Below are 20,301 nucleotides of genomic sequence, written 5' to 3'. Positions count from 1 at the left end.
CTCGCAACTGAAACGCGCGCTATACGATGTATAAGGTAAGGAGAAAACACCGGGATGGCGATGATTATTGTCAGGAGGGGTCAGAGAATAATCTCTTCGTTCATTTCCGGAAGCTCCGCAATCCAGCCCCGGGTATCCCGGAGTTTTACCCGGAGTGCATCACGGGCAGTGGGTTCCCCATGGATCAGAAAGACGCGGTCCGGGGCTTTTTCGAGTTCGGAAATCCACCAGAGGATTTCGGATTGGTCCGCATGGGCGGAAAGGGACTCATAATGGCGGACCATTGCTTTAACCGGCACGTACTTTCCAAATATTTTCAATTCATGGGCCCCGTCCAGCAGGTTGCGCCCCCGGGTGCCTTCTGCCTGGTACCCCATCAGGAGGATACGCGTTTCGGTACGGTCCAGCAACTGGCTCAGGTAGGCCAGCACCCTTCCCCCGCTAAGCATCCCGCTACCGGCAATGACCACCTTGGGACGACTGTCATCGATCGCATTCCAGGTATCCCGGTAGCTTTCGATCAACGTGAATTCGGCCTTCATCGCATGAAAATCCTTTGGGGACAGTTTGTGCCATTCGGGGAAACGGCCGAACAATTCCAGTACATTGCTACCCATCGGGCTGTCTACATAAACCTGTATGCGGGGAATCCGGTTGCGCCGGCGCAGGTTTAGCAACAAGAGCATGACCACCTGCAGCCGCTCCACTGCAAAACAGGGGATGATACAGGTGCCGCGGTCTGCAATGGTCCCGTTGATTTCCGATGCAAGCGCTTCCTCCATATCAAGGCCGGGGTGGAGTCGGTTGCCATAGGTGCTCTCCAGCAGCAACACCTCTGCCTGCCGGGGGCGTTCCGGCGGGAACAGGAGCGGGTCAGCCGGCCTTCCAATGTCGCCGGAGAATACCGCACGGGTTGCCCCCAACTCCATTTCTACAAAACAGGCTCCCAGGATATGCCCGTTATACCGCATCCGGAACCGCCATGCTTTTGGGGGCAGGGAATACCACCGGTCCTTATCCGTTTGCACGAATAGCCGCAGGCAGGCCTCCACATCCTCAGGGGTATAGAGGGGCTCGGGCTCCGCATGCCGGCTGTACCCTTCCTCCCGGGCCCTTTCGGCTTCCTCTACCTGTATTTTGGCACTGTCTTCCAGCACGATCCGGGCAATTGCCAGGGTGGGGGTCGTCCCGTAGATCTCCCCTCTGAAACCGTCCCTTACCAGGCGTGGCAACAACCCGACGTGATCCAGGTGCCCATGGGTGAGCACTACCGCATGAATCCCCGCCGGATCGGACGGCCAGGTTGCCCGGTTGAGCAGGCGGAGAGCCTTGAGCCCCTGGAACATCCCGCAATCCACCAGCACCTTGTGCCCGTCGTATTCCAACAGGTATTTGGACCCGGTAACGCATCCGGCCGCACCCCAGAACTGTAATTTTGCCTTCATGGTTTTTTCTTGTGGTTGCAAAGGACCTCAAATTCGTCCAGGATCCGGGATTTCCGGCTTTGGGAAACGCCCAGGTGGTCCAGCAGATAGGGAGCCTCCAGCAATTGCCGGCCCAGGACAACTTCCCGCTTCAATAAGAATTCCTTTTCCCTTGCGCTCAGCAGGACGCTTACCGTTATCGGATAAAGCCGGTGCCGGTCAATCCGGTCTTTGAGGCCATTCCCCCTGGGGTGGTTCCAGCTCAGCAAATACATTCCTGCACATTTGCCATAGGCCAGCGCATCCGAGGTAAATCGGGTGTTGGTGACGACCCAGGCAGGTTTCAACCGCAGCTCCGGGGAGGCAGATACGGTTTTTCCGGCCGCCACGTCCCGGTACCTGGAGTTGATGTAGAGCGGGACGCGGACCGTGCAATTCCTGCCTTCCTCTGAATGGAATTTGCATTCGATCAGCGTCAGGGAACCGCCGTTGCGGGCTACAATGTCAATTTCATGTTTCACACAGGCCCCCTGGTAAACCTGATTGGTCACGGTATGGTAGCCTGAATAGTTCAGGAGCGAACTCACGAATTTCTCAAAGGGGAACCCGGTGGGCCCCAGTTCGTAAATGGCCTTTTTCAGCTTGTACCGCGCAGCGAAGGATTTTTCGTGACCCTTTAACAGCGCAAAAGCCCTGTTGTAGATTTCCCGGGTGGTCATGCCCGTGTAGAGTTCAGCAGAAAGGGTACGGACAATCTCATCGATGGTTGCCGGGTCCGCCCCGCTGCGGGAGAGGGAACGCCGTAGTTTTTTCTCGGAAAACGGAACCTCTTCACCGGATGTTTTCTTGATTCTGGTACGCGTTCTTGCCATAGGATGTGTCTTTTAGGGACCGCTAGTCCCCTTCTGCGGGCGGCAAAACAAGGAAGGGAATACGCGTATGCAGGCCTATGCGGTCCACCACAGGGCGGACCAGCAGGTTTTCAAGGGCCGTATGCCGGTTGCGCACCATCACCAAAAGTTGTACGGGTTGCCTGCCGGCAAAACCGTTGATGGCCTCCACCAGGCTCTGCTCCCGGGTTTCGGTAAGGTCCAACCGGTCTTTGAAGCGCGATTGCAACTGTTCCCGGGCTTTTTCCCGCTCGGGGGTCCCGTCCAGTTCCGTATAGGCGTGCAGGGCGTGCAAGCGCGTCCCCGGGCGCCTGAGTATCCGGTCGAGGGCCGCAAGGGGAAGCCTGTCGTAATCGGCAGCGTAATCCGTAGGGAACAGGACGTCCCGTATGCTTTCCACATCGGCATTTTCTGGTATTACGAGCACCGGGCAATCCGCGCGGTGGAGTACCTGCACGGCGTGGGTACCGAAAAGGACTTCCCTGGCCCCGGTGGCCCCCTGGGTACCCATGGCAATAAGGTCGAGGTCCTCTTTTGCGACCATTTCGTTCAGTTCAACATCCAGCGTATTGAATGCAGCATGGGTATAGAAGGTACAGTCCGGCCCGGTAACGGGTTTCAGGGAATCCCTGAATTTCGCCAACCGCTCCAGGACCCGTTGCTTGTAGGAATCGCCCAGGCCAATTTGCCCGGGGCTGTGAATGAGGTATTCGGCCCTGAGGAAGGAAGGCGTGTAGGTGTGTACCAGGAAAACGCAAAGGGATTCCTCCCGGAAGAGCTCCAGCACAAAACGGGCCGCCTTTTCGGCATTGCGTGAAAAATCGGTAGGAATGGCGATGCGTAAACTCATGATCTGCCTTTAAAGTACATAAAAATACGCCATCGGCCGTCCGGTAAATATGATATGGGTCAGCAAAGTTCGCACGGAAGTTTTGTAATTTCACTTGAAAATCGCAAAGCAATGAAGGCTTCATTTTCGGAAATCATCCGCAGCGAAACACCCGTGTTGGTCGATTTTTATGCAGACTGGTGCGGGCCCTGCAAAATGCTTTCCCCCATACTGAAGGAGGTCAAGGACGCCCTGGGCGACCGCCTGAAAGTAATCAAAATCGATGTGGACCAGCACCAGGCGCTTGCAGGCCGGTACCAGGTGCGCGGGGTGCCAACCATGGTGCTGTTCAAGAAGGGAAAGGTTCTCTGGCGCCAGTCGGGGGTCCTGCCCAGGGATGCGCTCCTGAAAGCCATCAAACCGCTGCTTTGAGCCTCATCACCCCGGGGTCCCCTCCGAGCGGAGCAACACCAGCAGGACGCCGACAAATACCACATTCTTGATAATGTACTGCCCCACCAGTGTCAATCCGAAGGGAAATTCCGTAAAACATAAACCAGGAAGCAGAAAAAGGGGCGCAAAGGTACAACTGATATGTACCAGGGCCATCCGCAGGACACACTTCCGGCAAATCCCTGCAAAGAACAGGATGCCGATGGCGGATTCCCAGGCAGCCAGCAGGAGCAATCCCCAGCGGGGGCCAATCAGGCCGAACGACAGTATTTCGATGGTGTTTCCCGCCAGGTCCTCTGCAGGGCTAAGCCCGCTGAAGAATTTCAAGAGGCCAAACCAGAGATAAACCAGGCCGAGGCCCATGGATATAATGGTATACCGGTTTATACGGGCGGTGAGTTGTGTCGTGAGCCGGGTTGTGAGGAGCGCGGTGCGATGTCTCATACGTGCGTTTTGAGTCTTAAACTACAGGTACTGGTGGCCTGAATGTATGATTTTTGTCAGTTCAGGACCGGGGGCTTTAGATTTTTAATCCTTTGTTAATCTTTGGTAATCCCCTGTTAACCATTCAAAGGGGCCTAAAGGCCAAACACTTGATTTTGCTGAGAAATATCATGGCAGGGCTTTGCTGGTTTGACTACATTTAAGGATCATTCACCTGACTATGTGCAACCTGAAGCGCGTTTCCCCGGCTGTCTTTATTCCGGGGCTCCTCCTGGCTATTGGCTGTGCCGGCGATCCGGACGGTATCCACCCGGAAACGGCGACCATCACGGAATCGGTCTATGCCTCACTGACCGTCCAGCCCGACAGCATGTACAAGGTGCATGCGGCTGTCAGCGGCATCCTCGAAAAAAACCTGGTACGCGAGGGAGACCTGGTGACCGCCGGTACGCCCTTGCTGAAAATCACGGACAGGACCCCGGAACTCAGCAAGGAGAACGCCCGCCTGCAAATGGAACTCGCAACCTCCAATTACCAGGGGAGCACCACCCCCCTGAAGGACCTGGCGGCACAGATCGAATCGGCCCGCCTGAGTTTTGTCGACGATTCCATCAACTACCGGCGACAGGAAAAATTGTGGTCGCAGCAAATCGGTTCCCGAACGGCTTTTGAAAACAGGAAACTCGCGTACGAGCGATCCCGGAACCAGCTCGAGCAGCTGCGGAATGAATATGCGCGCCTTAGCCGTGAACTCCGGACAAAAATGGAGCAGGCGCGGAATTCGTTTGAATCCTACCAGGCCAATGCCGAGGAATTTACTGTCCGGAGTTTTATAGACGGCGAAGTTTACGCCCTTTTTAAGGAACCCGGCGAACTGGTGATACCGAACGAACCGCTGGCCACCCTGGGGAAACCGGATTCCTTTGTGCTGGAATTACTGGTAGACGAGGTGGATATTGTCCGCCTGGAAGTGGGGCAGGAAGTCCTGGTGAGCCTGGATGCCTACCCGGATTCGGTCTTCACGGCCAGCCTTTCCCGTATTTATCCCCAGAAGGATGAACGCAACCAAACCTTTTTGGCCGAAGCCCGCTTTCTGTCGCCACCCGGGAAATTGTATCCGGGGCTTTCCGGCGAAGCGAATATTGTGACGGCCCGACGGGAGAACGCGCTGACCATCCCCAGGAACTACCTCATGGAGGGGGATAGCGTACGCACGCCGGAGGGGCCGAAAAAGGTTTCAACCGGCCTTCAAACCCTTGACCGGGTGGAAATCCTTTCCGGACTGGACAGCGGGAGCGAAATCCTGAAACCTCAGCCATGAAACAATGGGGACTCATACTGGGCATCGCGCGGACCCACCTGCACACCAAGATGAAATCGACGGTAACGGCTTCCCTGGGGGTGACCTTCGGCATCGGCGCCTACATCACCCTGGTCAGCTTCATGACCGGGCTCAACGGGATGCTGGACAGCCTCGTGCTGAACCAAACCCCCCATATCCACCTGTATAACGAGCTGGAACCCTCCGACGTGCAGCCCATAGAGCGAAGCCCGGCATTTTCGGACGACCTGCTCCGCATCCGCTCCGTCCGGCCGAAAACCGGACAGTTGAAGATCCACAACGCCCTGCCCATCCTCGATTACCTGCGGCATGACCCGCGGGTACTGGGCGCAACCCCCCAGCTGCTGGCCAATATCTTTTACCTGTCCGGGTCCCTGGACCTCGGCGGGCAATTGATTGGGGTGGATATCATGGAGGAAGCCCGGTTATCCAATATGGCCGACTACATCGTGGAAGGGAGCCCGGAAGACCTGCGGAACACGGAAAACGGCATCCTCCTGGGTATCGGCCTGGCGGAAAAGTTATCCCTGGCGGTGGGCGACCGCGTCCAGGTGGCCACGGCCGAGGGCGGGGTCTTCCCGCTGAAGATTGTCGGGTTGTACCAGAGCGGGCTGGCCGAAATTGACAACGCCCGGAGTTTTGCGCAGATAAACACGGTACAGCGCATCCTGGGAAAACCACAGAATTACCTCACGGACATCAATATCAAACTACACGACATCGGGCTGGCCGTCCCCATGGCCCGGGAACTGGAATCCCAGTTCCGGTTAAGGGCCCGGGACATACAGGAAGCCAACGCCCAGTTCGAAACGGGCACAAGTATCCGGAACCTGATTACCTATGCGGTCTCCGTTACCCTGCTGATCGTCGCAGGCTTTGGTATCTATAACATCCTGAACATGCTGATATATGAGAAAATGAACGATATCGCCATCCTGAAGGCTACGGGGTTTTCGGGCAATGACGTGCGGGACATCTTCATGAGCCAGGCCATGCTGATCGGCCTGATGGGTGGGTTGCTGGGCCTGCTGATCGGATTGGGCCTGAGCCACCTGATCGATTCCCTGCCCTTTGATACGGAAGCTTTGCCCACCATTTCCACCTTTCCGGTCAACCACAATCCGGTCTATTACCTGATAGGCATCGCCTTCGCTTTGCTATCCACCTTTATTGCGGGGTATTTGCCCGCCATGCGGGCCCGGAAGATCGATCCGGTGCGCATCATCCGCGGAAATTAAAACACAGCCATGACCCCGGTACTCGAAGCGAGACATATCGACAAGTTTTTTAAGAAACCCGTGGAATTCCATGTGCTGAAGGATATCAGCTTCCAGATACCACCGGGGGAATTTACCAGCATCATGGGGAAATCCGGATCGGGGAAATCCACGCTGCTCTATATCCTGTCCACGATGGATACGGATTACCGGGGGGAATTACTGCTCAAAGGGGAATCGCTCAGCGGCAAACCCCCCAACCGGCTCTCCCGGATACGCAATGAGCACATCGGCTTCGTCTTCCAGTTCCATTACCTGCTGGGGGATTTCAGTGTACTGGATAACGTCATGCTCCCGGCGCGCAAACTGGCCCGGAAAAGCGAGGCGGAAATCAGGCATGATGCCCATGAAAAACTCAAGACGCTGCACATTGGCCACCTGGCCGATAAAAAAGCTTCCCGGATTTCGGGAGGTGAAAAGCAGCGCGTCGCCATCGCCCGCGCCCTGATCAACGATCCGGCGATCCTGATGGGGGATGAACCCACCGGCAACCTGGACAGTTACAATTCGGAGAACGTATTCCAGATTTTCAGGCAACTAAAGGAAGAAAGAGGGTTATCCCTGCTGATTGTCACCCACGACGAGGACTTTGCGCGGCGAACGGACCGGATCCTGGAAATGGACGACGGCCGGATTGTCGGCGGCAACCCCTGATACCCGAAAACGTATTCACGCCGGAAAAATCATTCATACCGGTTGACTTTGCGCCGCAATTGCAGGAGTTCCTCCTGCAGACGCTCCAGGCGGTCGAGCAGGTGTTGTACCGCCTGCAGCCCCTGCGGCCCGATATCCAGGTCCCGGTGCAGGCGTACCATCCGTTCGAGGCGGTGCAATTCGCTGTGGGGAATGGCAGGGTCCTGCCCCACCTCGACAATCCGGACGAGTTCCACTTTCTGCAGCTCAAAGACAAATTGTTCATCGAGGGAATGCCCCTGACAAAAATCCCGAATCAAAATATACCGTTCCTGGTCCATGCCTCTAAAGGTTAGTTTTTTTCAATGACTCGAACAGCTTCCGCTGTTCCTCATCCAGTTTCGTGGGCAGGGCTACCTGGTAGGTGAGGATCAGGTCGCCGAACTGGCCTTCCGCTTTATACCTGGGAAATCCCTTACCCTTCAGTTTTACCTTCGTATTGTTCTGGGTCAGCGGCTTTACCTTCATTTTCGCCTTGCCGTCAAAGGTGTCCACGGTGATATTTCCGCCCAGGACGGCCGTGGTCAGGGGCAGGTCCACGGTGCGATACAGGTTGGCACCCTCCCGCCGGAACGGAGTGGAATTGCGCAGGGAGAAGGTAATAAACAGGTCGCCGTCCGGACCGCCATTGCGGCCCTTGCCCCCATACCCGGCGATTTTGATTGTCTGCCCGTCCTCGATCCCCGCCGGGATGGTGATCCGGATGTTCCTGTCCCCGACCGTCAGGGTGCGTTTATGGGTTTTATACACGTCCCGAAGGTCGAGTTCCAGGTTGGCTTTCAGGTCAGGTCCGCGAAAACCCTGCCTCCGGGATTGCCGGCCCCCGCCAAAACCCCCGAACATAGATTCGAAAAAATCCGAAAAATCGTGTTCCGAACCCTGGCTGTAGGTGTAGCTTCCAAAGGGTTCCCCGCTGCTCCGGGAGCGACCCGCCTTTTCAAATTCCTCGGCGTGTTGCCAGTCCTTGCCATATTTGTCGTACTTCTTCCGCTTTTCCGGGTCGCTCAGAACCTCATGGGCTTCGTTGACCTGCTTGAATTTCTGCTCCGCCTCCCGGTCATCCGGATTCAGGTCCGGGTGGTACTTCCGGGCGAGTTTCCGATAGGCACTCTTAATTTCCTTCTGGGAGGCTTTCTGCCCGATGCCCAGGACCTTATAGTAATCGATGAATTCCATAGCTGCCCAGATGGGGTTTGAATTTTAAAATACGGATTTTCCCGAAAAGGAAAATATCGGAATCCATTGGTAAATGTACAAATACGGCATTGGGACCGGGCTGATAATTGTCATGCCCCCTGCCGGGTAACCGCACCGGAGGAGATTTCCATAAAAAGGTTTTGCCGGGTGGCAAAAAGGGGGTTATATTTGTGCCGCTTATTCCAGGGCCACGTGGCGGAATTGGTAGACGCGCTACCTTGAGGGGGTAGTGTCCTCAGGACGTGCTGGTTCGACTCCAGTCGTGGTCACTTAAAGCAACAACCCCGCTCTCGTTTGAGGGCGGGGTTTTGTTTTCAGGTGTGGGCATTGTCTGGAGCACCAAGCGAAGCGAAGGTACTCCAGTGTTGCGGCCCGCAGCGGCTCAATCATCACCTCCCAAACGCCACCGCACCGGCTCGCTCCTCACTGTAAAAGGTCTACCGGACCTTTTACAAACGTTCGGCCGTATTTTCAGGCGGGGGCATTGTCTGGAGCACCAAGCGAAGCGAAGGTACTCCAGAGGAGTAGCCAACGAAGGAGCGCCAGCGAAGCGCGAACCGAAGATACCCCGGCTGAGACCCTTGAAAATCCCATCCATTTTCAAGGCGTTTCATTACCTTAGGCCCCTCAAGCCGTTTTTCCAATGGGAAAGAAAGTTGTTGTGATCGGGGGAGGCATTATGGGCCTCAGCTGCGCTTACTACCTGCATAAGGAAGGGCACCAGGTCACTGTAATGGATCAATCGGGCATGGATGCAGGGGCCTCCTATGTGAATGCCGGTTACCTTACGCCCAGTCATATCGTGCCCCTCGCAGCTCCCGGGGTGATGTTGAAGGGCCTGAAGTGGATGTTCAACAGCAGCAGCCCCTTCTACATGAAACCCCGCCTGGACAAGGATTTCCTGCGCTGGGCCTGGTATTTTTACCGGTCGGCCACCACGGATAAGGTGGAAAGGGCCATGCCCCTGATCGCGGATATCAACCTGCTGAGCCGCGAATTATACCAGGAAATGCACCAAAGCGGCGACCTGGGTGATTTCCAATTGGAACAAAGCGGCCTCCTGATGCTCTACAAATCGCTTCCGGCAGCCCATGCCGAAAGGCGGGTGATGGACCGGGCGATCGAACTGGGCCTTGAGGCAACTGCACTGAACCGGGCCGAGCTGGACGTCCTGCAACCGGGCCTCAGCCCGGACATAGAAGGCGCCATTCACTACCTGTGCGACCGGCATACCACCCCTGGCGAAGTCATGCCGCTTCTACAGAAATACCTGAAAAATGCGGGGGTCCGCTTGTTGGCCCATACCCCGGCAGAGGGCTTTCGCACCGAGGGCAACCGGCTGCTTGCGGTAACTTCCGGGAGCCAGGCTATCGAGGCGGATGAAGTAGTCCTGGCAGCCGGATCCTGGAGCTCAGGGGTCGCAAGGCAACTCGACCTGAGAATTTCCCTTCAGGCCGGTAAGGGCTACCGGATCGACATCCACAGGGATACCCCGATCAAATACCCCGCCGTACTCATGGAATCCAAAGTGGCGGTTACCCCCATGCGCGGATTTACCCGGATTGCAGGGACTATGGAATTTTCGGGAATCAACCACGAGATACGGCAGAACCGGGTGGCTGCCATCGCAAGGGCCGCGGGCGACTATTACGAAGGGCTGGAGATCCGGCAAGAAGAAAGGGAGCAGGCGGCCTGCGGCTTGCGGCCGGTTACCCCGGATGGCCTGCCCTACATCGGCAGGGTGGCCCATTGGCAAAACCTCTCCCTGGCCACCGGACACGCCATGATGGGATGGAGCCTGGGCCCGGTGACGGGTAAACTTATTTCGGAGGTCATCTCGGGGAGCCCCACCTCACTTTCCCTTGAAATGCTGAGCCCTGAACGCCGTTTTACATGAGTCACTGGCCTCTTGCCAGGGCCTGCCCCAATCACCAAAGTATATTTTATCGGAATTTTAACGAGTGCCTGCTCGGGTATTGCCTTTATTTTAATACTTTTGTTTAAGTTTCATAATGAATGAATGAACAGCGTTAAAAAATCGTTCGGCATACGCGACCTTGAGAACCTCACAGGTATCAAAGCGCATACCATCCGGATCTGGGAGAAGCGCTACAACCTCCTGGAACCGGAACGCACCGCGACAAATATCCGGACGTACAGCCTGTCAAGCCTGCAGAAACTACTCAACATTACGCTGTTGTACAACAACGGCCTGAAGATTTCCAAGATTGCCAAAATACCGGAGGGGGAAATTCCGCAGCACGTGCGTGCGCTGGTTGCCGAAAAAAGCATCAAGAGCCATGCGATAAACGCCTTCAAGCTCTCCATGATCAATTTCGACCTGGCCCTGTTTCAGAAAACATATGCCGGGCTCTCCGCGGAAAAATCATTCCGGGAAATTTTCTGGGAGGTTTTCCTGCCTTTGTTGGAGGAATTGGGCTTGCTTTGGCAGACGGATACCATCAGCCCGGCCCATGAGCACTTTATTACCCACCTGATCAAGCAGAAAATTTACACGAGTACCGAAAAGCTGCACACCATTGAGCCGACGCGCAGGGAAAACACCTTTGTCCTGTATTTGCCGGAAAATGAAATCCACGAAATCGGCCTGCTCTTCCTGAACTACGAATTGCTGATGCACGGGTTCCGGACCATTTACCTGGGCCCCACCATCCCTTTGGAAAACCTGGCAGACCTGTCCGTGTATGTAGATAACCCCATCTACGTCTCCTACTTCACGGTAAAACCCGAAAAAGACGAACTGCAGCAGTACCTGGACGACTTTAAATCCCACCACCTGGACAAATCCGACAGCCAGCTGTGGATTTTGGGCAGGCAGGCTGCCCTGTTGGAGGGATACAGGCTCCCGAAAGGTGTGAAGGCATTCACCAGCATAGAGCATTTGCTGAAGCAGGTTGATTAAAATTGCAGACACTTAATTGATGCAAAAAAAAATAGCTGTTATCGGATCGGGATTTTCAGCCCTTTCGGCCTCCTGTTATCTCGCCAAAAAAGGCTATCGCGTAAGCCTGTATGAGAAAAACGAACAGGCAGGCGGACGGGCCTCCCAACTCCAGCGCGACGGGTTTACCTTTGATATGGGTCCCAGTTGGTACTGGATGCCCGACATTTTTGAAAAGTTCTTTGCCGATTTCGGTAAAACGCCAGCGGATTATTACGAACTCAACCGACTGGACCCGGCCTACCAGATATTTTTTCAGGACGAACCGGTTACCATAGGGGGTGGTATGGATCAAATCTGTGAGGAATTCGAACGGATTGAACCCGGCAGTTCCCGCCCATTGCGAAAGTTTATCGGCAAGGCGCGCACCAACTACGATATCGCCATCAACAAAATGGTTTACAAGCCCGGGGTATCGCCCCTGGAACTCGTTTCCCCGGAAACCGTGCGCAGGATGGGGCAATTCTTCAGTACCATCAGCCGGGAGGTACGCAGGGATTTCACCAACCCCAAACTGATTTCCATCCTCGAATTCCCGGTGCTCTTCCTGGGGGCAAAGCCTTCGGTGACGCCCGCCTTTTACAATTTCATGAACTATGCCGATTTCGGACTGGGCACCTGGCACCCCAAAGGCGGGATGTACCGGATTGTTGAAGCCATGACCCGCCTGGCCCAATCCCTGGGCGTGGAAATCCATACGGATTCACCTGTGGATGCCATCCGTGTGGAAAACGGCAGGGCACGCGCGATTTCCATCGGGGGAAATGACATCCCCGCCGACCTGATCCTGAGCGGTGCGGACTACCACCATACGGAAACCCTTTTACCCGAATCGTTGCGGCAGTACTCCGAATCCTACTGGGACAAGCGGGTGTTTGCGCCCTCCTCCCTGCTGTTCTACGTGGGGTTCGACCGGAAACTGGATAAGGTGCTGCACCATAACCTATTCTTTGACACCGACTTCGAAAAGCACGCCCGGGAGATCTACGATAACCCGAAATGGCCGGATTCCCCCTTATTCTATGCCAATTTCCCTTCTGTCACAGACCCCGGAATGGCCCCGGACGGCAAGGAAACGGGGTTCTTCCTCGTGCCCCTGGCCCCCGGCCTGGAGGACACAGACGAATTGCGGGAGTCCGGTTTCAATCGAATCATGGACCGATTCGAATTGAGAACGGGCCAGCAGGTGCGAAATAATATTATATTTAGGCAGAGTTTCTGCGTGAAGGATTTTTCAGAACGATACAATTCCTATAAGGGGAACGCCTACGGGATGGCCAACACGTTGCGGCAAACGGCCTTTCTCAGGCCCGGCCTGAAGAGCAAAAAGGTGGATGGGCTTTACTTTACAGGCCAGTTGACGGTCCCGGGCCCGGGTGTCCCGCCGGCACTTATTTCCGGGAAGCTCGTTTCCGAGATGATTGACAAACACAACAGGTAACGCAACAGATGAAGGCACTATTCGACACGGTATCCGAAGCATGCAGCAAGCTGACCACCAATCGCTACAGCACTTCCTTTTCCCTGGCCACCAAAATGCTCGCCAAGGGGATCCGGCAGGATATTTACAATATTTACGGCTTCGTGCGCTTTGCCGACGAAATTGTGGATTCCTTTCACGACTACGACAAGGAAACGCTCCTGGACCGGTTTGAAAAGGACCTGGGACTGGCACTGGAAGAGCGGATCAGCCTGAATCCGATCCTGAATTCCTTCCAGGGAACCTACCACAAATACGGCATCCCTCGCCACCTGGTGGACTCCTTCCTGAAAAGTATGCGCATGGATCTGTCCAAGAAGGTATATCGCAGTGAGGAAGAATACAAGGAATACATCTATGGCTCGGCCGATGTCGTCGGGCTGATGTGCCTGTGCGTTTTCGTAAAAGGGGACGCGGAACGGTATGAGCAACTCAGGGATTCGGCCATGGCCCTGGGATCCGCCTTCCAGAAAGTCAATTTCCTGCGCGACCTGAAAGCCGACCACGACGGGCTGGAGCGCACCTATTTCCCGAATACGAACCTGCTGGAGCTCGACGAAGACTCCAAGGCCCGGATCGTGGAGGAAATCGAGGAGGATTTCCGCCAGGGCTACAGGGGCATCCTGCGCCTGCCGGGCGACTCCAAGTTCGGGGTTTATATGGCTTACCGGTACTATTCCAAGCTGCTGCATAAATTGCAGCGGACGCCATCCATGGAATTGCGCAATGCGCGCATCCGGGTACCGAACTATCAAAAAGTGGGGTTGTTGGCCCGCTCTTATGTGAAATATCGATTAAATTTAGTGTGATGATGAAGGAACTGATTTGGATCGGAATTTTCCTGGCCACCTTTTGTTTTATGGAGTTTATGGCCTGGTTTACCCATAAGTACATCATGCACGGTTTCCTCTGGAGCCTGCACCGGGATCACCACAGGAAGGACCATGATTCCTGGTTTGAGCGCAACGATGCGTTTTTCCTGTTCTACGCGGTGGTATCCATGTCTTTTATAGCTATGGCCGTAAACACTGCGTTTTGGCAGGGCTGGCCCATAGGGCTGGGCATCCTGGCCTACGGTATCGCCTATTTCGTTGTCCACGATATATTCATCCACCAGCGCTTCAAGCTCTTCCGGAATGCCAACAACTGGTATGCCCGCGGCATCCGTCGTGCACACAAAATGCACCACAAGCACCTGGGCAAGGAAGAAGGCGAATGTTTCGGAATGCTGTTCGTCCCCTTCAAATATTTTAAAAAATAACCCGGTATGCCACAAGCTGGCATAGTCGGGGCCGGAATCGCCGGTCTCGCGACAGCCATTCGTTTACGCGCCAAGGGGTATCAGGTCGATGTCTTTGAGGCCAACCCCTATCCGGGAGGGAAGGTCCATGCGGCGTCCCTGGGCGGGTACCGCTTTGACCTCGGCCCTTCCCTCTTTACGCTGCCCGAACTGGTAGATGAACTTTTCGAGCTTTCGGGAGAACAACCCGGGGAGCATTTCCGCTACCACCAAATGGAGACCACCTGCCACTATTTCTGGGACGATGGCACCCGATTTCAGGCCCCGGCCGGGCGCGAAAACTTTGTCCGTGAAGCATCCCGGGTATTTTCGGAACCCGAGGCCCGCATCCGGTCGTACCTGCAGGCAGCCGCAAAGAAATATGAACTGACAGCACCTGTTTTCCTTGAAAAATCCCTGCACCGCATCGGCACCTATCTCTCAGCAGCCACCCTGAAAGCCCTTGCTTCCAGTGCCGGTTTGGGCATGCTTCAGTCCCTGGACCAGGTCAACCGGAACAATTTTGAAAACCCGAAACTGGTCCAACTCTTTAACCGGTATGCCACCTACAACGGCTCCGACCCCTACCGGACCCCGGGCATCATGTCCATGATCCCGCATCTGGAAATGGAAATGGGAACCTACTACCCGCAGGATGGCATGCACAGCATTACCCGATCGCTATACGAACTGGCCCTCCGCAAGGGTGTCCGCTTCCATTTCGGAAAAGCCGTTCACCGGCTGGAAACCCGGGGCAATAGCGTCGTTGCGATTCAAACCGGGGACGGGAGGCACCCGGCCGATGTATTCGTCTCCAATATGGATGTGGTCCCGACCTACAGGAAGCTCCTGCCCGACGAGCCGGCCCCGGAACAAACCCTGTCGCAGGAACGCTCCAGCTCTGCGCTGATCTTTTATTGGGGCATGCGGCATTCCTTCCCGGAGCTGGACCTGCACAACTTTTTTTTTAGCCGGGATTACCGGGAGGAATTCCGGTGCCTCTTCGAGGAGAAAGGCCTTGCCGGGGACCTGACCGTTTATGTGAATATCACCTCCAAGGAAACCCCTTCCGACGCCCCGGCAGGATGCGAAAACTGGTTTGTGATGGTCAACGCCCCCGGGGATTATGGCCAGGACTGGAAAAAAATAACCAATCAGGCCCGGGGCATCATCCTTCAAAAACTCGGGGAAATCCTGGATACGGATTTGGAAAAGGCCATCGAAGTGGAAGAGGTACTAACCCCGGCAGGCATCGCCGACCGGACGCAGTCTTACCGGGGGGCCCTGTACGGCGCTGCGAGCAACAACCGCCTGGCGGCCTTTTTGAGGCACCCCAATTTCAGTTCACGCCTGAAGAACCTTTATTTCACGGGCGGGTCCGTCCATCCGGGCGGAGGGATTCCCCTTTGCCTCCTTTCGGCCCGGATCACGGCAGAATGCATTCCTGAGAAAAATGGATAATCCGCTCCTTACACAAAACAAACGGACCCTCCTGGCCATCGGGGTGGTTTGGCTTTTCCACCTGAGCGGCCTGCTGGGTATTTTCCTGGGATACGGTTCCTGGTTTATCCCCAAAACCCCGATTAACCTGTTGGTGAGCGGACTCCTTTTTGCGTGGGTGTTCCCGGTGCGGACTGGCAGAAGCTTCTGGCTTTTTCTGGGTTTTGCAGGGACCGGTCTGGCCGCGGAATGGGTTGGCGTGCATACCGGGTGGTTGTTTGGCAACTACAGTTACGGGGAGAATTTAGGCTTTAAGGCCTACGGGGTGCCCCTGCTGATCGGCTTGAACTGGGCGGTACTTGGGATGCTGTCGGGCGCGATTGCCACCCGGACAACCGCATATCCGACCACGCGGGTACTCCTGGGTGCAGCGCTGATGACAGGCCTGGATGTCGCCCTGGAACCTGTGGCCCCCGTTTTTGACTTCTGGGCCTTTGATGCCGGCTCCGCCCCTTTGAAAAACTACCTGTCCTGGTTTGCGCTCTCTACCGTTTTTCAGATGGCCTATCAGGCTTCCGGTATCCGGGGGAACTTCAGGTTTTCCCTGAACCTTTTCCTTGCACAGCTGCTGTTTTTCGCAACCCTGGCGCTACGGGAGATCCTGATGGGATAGGCCGTCCAGGGGGGGGACGCCGGGCCAGCTGCCCTCAGATTTAAAGGGTGAGAAACGGGCAAAAAGTTCCTCCTGGTACCAATCCAGTTGGCGGGTTTTCGCGATGGCTGTCTGGTGGGCCGCACTGCCATAGGCAAAAGCCTTCATCGCAGCTTCCCCGTCCCAAAGGCTGAAGGTGGCCATTTGCAAAAGGGGAACCTCCCCGATCCCCTTGTGGAAAAGCAGGCCCTGTGCCCGGTTGAGGGGCCGCTGTGATTGCGGCACATAATTCCAGAATCGCCTCAGGTAGCGCCTCCGGATGGTGGCGCGGGTAAGCACCCCAAGATAACCGGTGGCGGCGATATCGGGATTGTCCCCTTCAAACGGGTTTTCGCCCCCCCAGGTACCTTTGGCCCTTAGCGCGTGCATATACAGGTGCCAGTCATAAACAGATCGTTCGGCATATGATTTCGCCAGGGGATGGGAATCAAAATAGCCCTGAGCGGAGGACAGGTCTTCCCAGACCTGCAGGACGGCATAGACTTTCCAGTCCGGCGTCAGGCGATAGCCGGCAGCTCCTGAGCCCATCAGTTTAAAAAAACGAAGCCCGGGAACCTGGGAGAGCGGCCGGATAGCCCGCCGGTTCTGGGCAAGGGCCCACAGAATGTCCCTCCAGCCAGAAAATTGATAAAAAGACAAAGTGGTGACCAAGGGCAAAAGCTTAATTCCGATCAGGGATAAGGTTGTTGAAGCAGCTGATCCAGCAGTTCCCGCACCCGGGCCGAGTCCCAATCCGAGATTCCTTCTTCGGCTGCCACGATGAAACCCTTCTTGTCGATCAGGTAGGACCTCGGGGGATCCGAGAGGTCTACAGGGGCAGGGTCACCCACCACCCGGTAGGTAACCGGGAAGGTAAACCCGTGTTCCTGCATAAAGGCTTCGACCGGTTCCCGCTCCTCGTCGGTTATGATATAGAACCGGACGCGGTCGCCGTAATCCTCGTACAGCGACTGGATGCCCCGGAGCTCGGGCAGGCAGGGAAGCCGCCAGGAAGCCCACAGGTTGATCAGGGCCACCTGCCCCCGGGCCTCCCTGAAATTAAAAAATTCCCAGTTGGCATCCTTCAGCCGCCAGTCATAGGAGGGGATACGCTCACGTTCACGCTCTTCAATCGGGTTGGGGGCGAATGCAAAAAGCTGCATCAGCCAGACTTTTGAATAGTTCCCCAGCGGGGTTACAAAGAAAGACAGGACAAAGCCAATGAGCAGGATATTCAGCAGGGTTTTACGTCTGATTTTCATAGGCAGCGATTAGGGGGATCAAAAAAGCCCCCGTTTCCGGGGGCATTTCATTGGGTTGCCGGATCAGGCGTTTTCCTTTTTGATCACATTGAGCGCAGAACCTTCCCGGAACCATGCGATCTGTGTTGGGTTGTAGGTGTGGTTTGCCTTGATGGTATCCTTGCTGCCGTCCGCATGTACCACTTCGATGGTCAATGGCTTATCGGGTGCAAAGGAATCAATATCCGTAAAATTAAAGGTGTCGTCTTCCTGTATCTTGTCGTAATCGGTCTCATTGGCAAAAGTCAGTGCCAGCATCCCCTGCTTTTTGAGGTTGGTTTCGTGGATCCGCGCAAAAGACTTGACCAGCACGGCTGCCACCCCCAGGTGTCGCGGCTGCATGGCCGCGTGTTCCCGGGAGGAACCTTCCCCGTAGTTGTGGTCCCCCACCACGATGGTCTTGATCCCTTTGGCCTTGTACGCCCGCTGGGTATCCGGTACCCCGCCATACTCGCCGGTAAGCTGGTTCTTGACAAAATTGGTCTTTTTGTTGAACGCATTGACCGCGCCGATGAGCGTATTATTGGAGATATTGTCCAGGTGGCCGCGGAAACGAAGCCAGGGGCCGGCCATGGATATATGGTCCGTGGTGCATTTGCCAAAGGCCTTGATCAGGAGTTTCATCCCCTGCAGGCTTTCCGGGGCGATGGGCAGGAAAGGGTCGAGTAGCTGCAGGCGCTCAGAATCCTTTGCCACTTTCACTTCAACGGAACTGCCGTCTTCCCTGGGCGGGATATACCCGGCATCCTCCACGGCAAACCCTTCCGGGGGCAATTCATAACCCCGGGGTTCGTCGAGCATCACCTCTTCCCCGTCCTCGTTGATCAGTTTATCGGTTATCGGGTTGAAATCCAGACGGCCGGCAATGGCAATGGCTGTGACCAGTTCGGGGGATCCGACAAAAGCCAGCGTATTCGGGTTCCCATCGGCCCGCTTGGCAAAATTCCGGTTAAAGGAATGCACAATCGTATTCCGGGGTCCGTCCGTAGCATTGTCGCCGTACCGGTCCCACATCCCGATACAGGGGCCGCAGGCATTGGCAAATACCGTGGCCCCAATATTGTTGAAGGTGTCTATAAAGCCGTCCCGTTCGATGGTGTAGCGCACCTGTTCGGAGCCCGGCGTAATGGTGAAGTTGGATTTGGTCTTCAGGTTTTTATCGGTAACCTGTCTGGCCAGGGAAGCCGCCCTGGAGATATCCTCATAGGAAGAGTTCGTGCAGGAGCCGATCAGGCCGTATTCCACCTTCAGGGGCCAGTCGTTTTTCCGCGCTGCCTCGCCCATTTTCGAAATAGGGGTTGCCAGATCCGGCGTGAACGGCCCGTTCAGGTGGGGTTCCAGGGTATCCAGGTTAATTTCGATTACCTGGTCAAAATAGGTCTCCGGATCGTCATACACCTCCGGGTCGGCCGTCAGGTAAGGGGCAATTTCGTTTGCGGCGTCCGCCACATCCACCCGGTCGGTGGCGCGCAGGTAGCGATCCATGGACTGGTCGTAGCCGAAGGTCGAAGTAGTGGCACCCACTTCGGCCCCCATGTTGCAGATGGTGCCTTTACCCGTACACGACATGGAGGTGGCTCCTTCCCCGAAATACTCGAGGATTGCTCCGGTTCCGCCTTTTACGGTAAGGATATCCGCCACCTTCAGGATCACATCCTTTGGAGCCGTCCAGCCCGAAAGGCTGCCGGTTAACTTGATCCCGATGAGTTTCGGGAATTTAAGTTCCCACGGCATCCCGGCCATCACATCCACCGCGTCGGCCCCGCCGACGCCAATGGCGATCATGCCAAGCCCCCCGGCATTTACCGTGTGGGAATCGGTCCCGATCATCATCCCCCCGGGGAATGCATAGTTCTCAAGGACCACCTGGTGGATGATCCCGGCTCCGGGCTTCCAGAAACCAATCCCGTATTTATTGGAAACCGATTCCAGGAAGTCGAATACTTCATTGCTGGTTTCGTTGGCACGTACCAGGTCCTTCTCGGCGCCGACCTTCGCCTGGATCAGGTGGTCGCAATGCACGGTGGTCGGCACGGCAACATTGGGTTTCCCCGCATGCATGAATTGCAGCAAAGCCATTTGGGCAGTGGCATCCTGACAGGCCACCCGGTCCGGGGCAAAATCCACGTAATCCTTTCCCCTCACGAATGCCTGGGAGGTCTTGCCGTCCCATAGGTGCGCATACAGGATTTTCTCTGAAAGGGTTAGTGGCCTGCCGACCAGTTCTCGCGCCTTGTCGACGCGCCCGGGAAAGGCCTTGTAGACCTTTTTAATCATATCTATGTCAAATGCCATGTGCTATTGGTTTTTGCTTGTTTGCCTAACTCCAAAAATAGTAAAATCAAAAGGGAATTGAAAGACTTATTGCGATAGAAATCCGGCACTATCCGGTACTTTACGGGCATTCCGTCAAAATTCTGGTTGACTGAAAGCATTCGGTAAAAGGTTCGTCCCGACCTCAAACTACAAAATCACTCCTAAAATATATATTTATTTGATTTACAGTTGAATAGAATTTTTGCTGAATGAAAATAAGGGCATTTTTAACTGATTTCCGGTAGCTGATTTAAAATAAAGCGATCACTTGGGCGATAAAATC

20 protein-coding genes and 1 tRNA gene are annotated in these 20,301 nt (G+C 55.5%); 12 read left to right on the top strand and 9 right to left on the bottom strand.

Features of this window, described 5'->3' with window-relative positions; translation table 11 throughout:
- Nucleotides 1-80: 80 nt before the first annotated feature.
- From H7F20_RS11950 to H7F20_RS11940, 3 genes are read right to left on the bottom strand one after another with little or no spacing between them, the layout of a single operon-like run.
- Nucleotides 81-1,445, bottom strand: coding sequence for an MBL fold metallo-hydrolase RNA specificity domain-containing protein (locus H7F20_RS11950; RefSeq protein ID WP_185786409.1), 1,365 nt, complete (start codon nt 1,443-1,445; stop codon nt 81-83).
- Nucleotides 1,442-2,296 carry an ATP cone domain-containing protein gene (locus H7F20_RS11945; protein ID WP_185786408.1) on the bottom strand — a complete coding sequence of 285 codons (855 nt, stop codon included), beginning with the start codon at nt 2,294-2,296 and terminating at the stop codon, nt 1,442-1,444. Before H7F20_RS11945 ends, H7F20_RS11950 begins: the two co-directional genes overlap by 4 nt.
- 22 nt (nt 2,297-2,318) lie before the next feature.
- Nucleotides 2,319-3,164 (bottom strand): universal stress protein, encoded by an 846-nt coding sequence (locus H7F20_RS11940; RefSeq protein ID WP_185786407.1) that lies wholly within the window; start codon nt 3,162-3,164, stop codon nt 2,319-2,321.
- Between the two features lie 111 nt (nt 3,165-3,275).
- Here H7F20_RS11940 and trxA point away from each other — a divergent pair, with 111 nt between their 5' ends.
- Nucleotides 3,276-3,575 carry a thioredoxin gene (trxA, locus tag H7F20_RS11935; RefSeq protein WP_221898770.1) on the top strand — a complete coding sequence of 100 codons (300 nt, stop codon included), beginning with the start codon at nt 3,276-3,278 and terminating at the stop codon, nt 3,573-3,575.
- 6 nt (nt 3,576-3,581) lie between these two features.
- Here trxA and H7F20_RS11930 read toward each other — a convergent pair whose 3' ends face one another.
- Nucleotides 3,582-4,040: a doxx family protein gene (locus tag H7F20_RS11930; RefSeq protein WP_221898769.1), complete on the bottom strand. Its 459-nt coding sequence runs from the start codon at nt 4,038-4,040 to the stop codon at nt 3,582-3,584.
- Between the two features lie 220 nt (nt 4,041-4,260).
- Here H7F20_RS11930 and H7F20_RS11925 point away from each other — a divergent pair, with 220 nt between their 5' ends.
- The 3 genes from H7F20_RS11925 to H7F20_RS11915 are packed head-to-tail and all read left to right on the top strand — an operon-like array spanning nt 4,261 to nt 7,313.
- On the top strand, nt 4,261-5,361 hold the full coding sequence (locus H7F20_RS11925) for an efflux RND transporter periplasmic adaptor subunit (RefSeq protein ID WP_185786405.1): 1,101 nt from the start codon (nt 4,261-4,263) through the stop codon (nt 5,359-5,361).
- Nucleotides 5,358-6,620 carry an FtsX-like permease family protein gene (locus H7F20_RS11920; RefSeq protein ID WP_185786404.1) on the top strand — a complete coding sequence of 421 codons (1,263 nt, stop codon included), beginning with the start codon at nt 5,358-5,360 and terminating at the stop codon, nt 6,618-6,620. Before H7F20_RS11925 ends, H7F20_RS11920 begins: the two co-directional genes overlap by 4 nt.
- 9 nt (nt 6,621-6,629) lie before the next feature.
- Entirely contained in the window at nt 6,630-7,313 is a 684-nt protein-coding gene (locus tag H7F20_RS11915; protein ID WP_185786403.1) for an ABC transporter ATP-binding protein, read from the top strand.
- 29 nt (nt 7,314-7,342) lie between these two features.
- Here the strand turns inward: H7F20_RS11915 and H7F20_RS11910 are convergent, their stop codons facing one another.
- Nucleotides 7,343-7,633: a chaperone modulator CbpM gene (locus H7F20_RS11910; protein ID WP_185786402.1), complete on the bottom strand. Its 291-nt coding sequence runs from the start codon at nt 7,631-7,633 to the stop codon at nt 7,343-7,345.
- A 4-nt stretch (nt 7,634-7,637) separates the two neighbouring features.
- Nucleotides 7,638-8,528, bottom strand: a complete 891-nt coding sequence (locus tag H7F20_RS11905) for a DnaJ C-terminal domain-containing protein (protein ID WP_185786401.1) — start codon at nt 8,526-8,528, stop codon at nt 7,638-7,640.
- Nucleotides 8,529-8,735: 207 nt separating this feature from the next.
- On the opposite strand from H7F20_RS11905, the gene H7F20_RS11900 reads away from it, so the two are divergent.
- The 8 genes from H7F20_RS11900 to H7F20_RS11865 all read left to right on the top strand — a co-directional run bounded on the left by H7F20_RS11900 (nt 8,736) and on the right by H7F20_RS11865 (nt 16,383).
- Nucleotides 8,736-8,818: transfer RNA gene (locus H7F20_RS11900), tRNA-Leu, on the top strand.
- 374 nt (nt 8,819-9,192) lie between these two features.
- The gene (locus H7F20_RS11895) at nt 9,193-10,446 is read left to right on the top strand and encodes an FAD-binding oxidoreductase (protein WP_185786400.1); all 1,254 of its coding nucleotides are present in this window, start codon (nt 9,193-9,195) and stop codon (nt 10,444-10,446) included.
- A gap of 123 nt (nt 10,447-10,569) precedes the next feature.
- Entirely contained in the window at nt 10,570-11,472 is a 903-nt protein-coding gene (locus H7F20_RS11890) for a MerR family transcriptional regulator (protein WP_185786399.1), read from the top strand.
- A 19-nt stretch (nt 11,473-11,491) separates the two neighbouring features.
- Nucleotides 11,492-12,952 (top strand): NAD(P)/FAD-dependent oxidoreductase, encoded by a 1,461-nt coding sequence (locus H7F20_RS11885; RefSeq protein WP_185786398.1) that lies wholly within the window; start codon nt 11,492-11,494, stop codon nt 12,950-12,952.
- Nucleotides 12,953-12,960: 8 nt separating this feature from the next.
- Nucleotides 12,961-13,800: a phytoene/squalene synthase family protein gene (locus H7F20_RS11880; RefSeq protein ID WP_185786397.1), complete on the top strand. Its 840-nt coding sequence runs from the start codon at nt 12,961-12,963 to the stop codon at nt 13,798-13,800.
- A gap of 2 nt (nt 13,801-13,802) precedes the next feature.
- A complete protein-coding gene (locus tag H7F20_RS11875; protein WP_185787150.1) occupies nt 13,803-14,252 on the top strand; it encodes a sterol desaturase family protein in 450 nt (149 codons plus the stop codon).
- Between the two features lie 6 nt (nt 14,253-14,258).
- On the top strand, nt 14,259-15,731 hold the full coding sequence (gene crtD / locus H7F20_RS11870) for a 1-hydroxycarotenoid 3,4-desaturase CrtD (protein ID WP_185786396.1): 1,473 nt from the start codon (nt 14,259-14,261) through the stop codon (nt 15,729-15,731).
- Nucleotides 15,724-16,383: a carotenoid biosynthesis protein gene (locus tag H7F20_RS11865; protein ID WP_185786395.1), complete on the top strand. Its 660-nt coding sequence runs from the start codon at nt 15,724-15,726 to the stop codon at nt 16,381-16,383. Before crtD ends, H7F20_RS11865 begins: the two co-directional genes overlap by 8 nt.
- Here H7F20_RS11865 and H7F20_RS11860 read toward each other — a convergent pair.
- The 3 genes from H7F20_RS11860 to H7F20_RS11850 form a co-directional block, all read right to left on the bottom strand.
- Nucleotides 16,360-16,950, bottom strand: coding sequence for a DUF3291 domain-containing protein (locus H7F20_RS11860; RefSeq protein WP_185786394.1), 591 nt, complete (start codon nt 16,948-16,950; stop codon nt 16,360-16,362). The two genes, H7F20_RS11865 and H7F20_RS11860, sit on opposite strands and share 24 nt — an antisense overlap.
- 143 nt (nt 16,951-17,093) lie before the next feature.
- A complete protein-coding gene (locus H7F20_RS11855) occupies nt 17,094-17,663 on the bottom strand; it encodes a TlpA disulfide reductase family protein (RefSeq protein ID WP_185786393.1) in 570 nt (189 codons plus the stop codon).
- Nucleotides 17,664-17,726: 63 nt separating this feature from the next.
- Nucleotides 17,727-19,997: an aconitate hydratase gene (locus H7F20_RS11850; protein WP_185786392.1), complete on the bottom strand. Its 2,271-nt coding sequence runs from the start codon at nt 19,995-19,997 to the stop codon at nt 17,727-17,729.
- Nucleotides 19,998-20,301: the final 304 nt, after the last annotated feature.

Source organism: Robiginitalea sp. SC105 (assembly GCF_014243345.1).
Classification (GTDB): Bacteria; Bacteroidota; Bacteroidia; order Flavobacteriales; family Flavobacteriaceae; genus Robiginitalea.
This window is presented reverse-complemented; position numbering and strand designations above follow the sequence as displayed.

Bases quoted from the DNA above. Each gene is read 5' to 3' on its own strand.
- H7F20_RS11950 (WP_185786409.1), bottom strand. From the start codon at position 1,445: ATGAAGGCAAAATTACAGTTCTGGGGTGCGGCCGGATGCGTTACCGGG.
- H7F20_RS11945 (WP_185786408.1), bottom strand. From the start codon at position 2,296: ATGGCAAGAACGCGTACCAGAATCAAGAAAACATCCGGTGAAGAGGTT.
- H7F20_RS11940 (WP_185786407.1), bottom strand. From the start codon at position 3,164: ATGAGTTTACGCATCGCCATTCCTACCGATTTTTCACGCAATGCCGAA.
- trxA (WP_221898770.1), top strand. From the start codon at position 3,276: ATGAAGGCTTCATTTTCGGAAATCATCCGCAGCGAAACACCCGTGTTG.
- H7F20_RS11930 (WP_221898769.1), bottom strand. From the start codon at position 4,040: ATGAGACATCGCACCGCGCTCCTCACAACCCGGCTCACGACACAACTC.
- H7F20_RS11925 (WP_185786405.1), top strand. From the start codon at position 4,261: ATGTGCAACCTGAAGCGCGTTTCCCCGGCTGTCTTTATTCCGGGGCTC.
- H7F20_RS11920 (WP_185786404.1), top strand. From the start codon at position 5,358: ATGAAACAATGGGGACTCATACTGGGCATCGCGCGGACCCACCTGCAC.
- H7F20_RS11915 (WP_185786403.1), top strand. From the start codon at position 6,630: ATGACCCCGGTACTCGAAGCGAGACATATCGACAAGTTTTTTAAGAAA.
- H7F20_RS11910 (WP_185786402.1), bottom strand. From the start codon at position 7,633: ATGGACCAGGAACGGTATATTTTGATTCGGGATTTTTGTCAGGGGCAT.
- H7F20_RS11905 (WP_185786401.1), bottom strand. From the start codon at position 8,528: ATGGAATTCATCGATTACTATAAGGTCCTGGGCATCGGGCAGAAAGCC.
- H7F20_RS11895 (WP_185786400.1), top strand. From the start codon at position 9,193: ATGGGAAAGAAAGTTGTTGTGATCGGGGGAGGCATTATGGGCCTCAGC.
- H7F20_RS11890 (WP_185786399.1), top strand. From the start codon at position 10,570: ATGAACAGCGTTAAAAAATCGTTCGGCATACGCGACCTTGAGAACCTC.
- H7F20_RS11885 (WP_185786398.1), top strand. From the start codon at position 11,492: ATGCAAAAAAAAATAGCTGTTATCGGATCGGGATTTTCAGCCCTTTCG.
- H7F20_RS11880 (WP_185786397.1), top strand. From the start codon at position 12,961: ATGAAGGCACTATTCGACACGGTATCCGAAGCATGCAGCAAGCTGACC.
- H7F20_RS11875 (WP_185787150.1), top strand. From the start codon at position 13,803: ATGAAGGAACTGATTTGGATCGGAATTTTCCTGGCCACCTTTTGTTTT.
- crtD (WP_185786396.1), top strand. From the start codon at position 14,259: ATGCCACAAGCTGGCATAGTCGGGGCCGGAATCGCCGGTCTCGCGACA.
- H7F20_RS11865 (WP_185786395.1), top strand. From the start codon at position 15,724: ATGGATAATCCGCTCCTTACACAAAACAAACGGACCCTCCTGGCCATC.
- H7F20_RS11860 (WP_185786394.1), bottom strand. From the start codon at position 16,950: ATGGGCTCAGGAGCTGCCGGCTATCGCCTGACGCCGGACTGGAAAGTC.
- H7F20_RS11855 (WP_185786393.1), bottom strand. From the start codon at position 17,663: ATGAAAATCAGACGTAAAACCCTGCTGAATATCCTGCTCATTGGCTTT.
- H7F20_RS11850 (WP_185786392.1), bottom strand. From the start codon at position 19,997: ATGGCATTTGACATAGATATGATTAAAAAGGTCTACAAGGCCTTTCCC.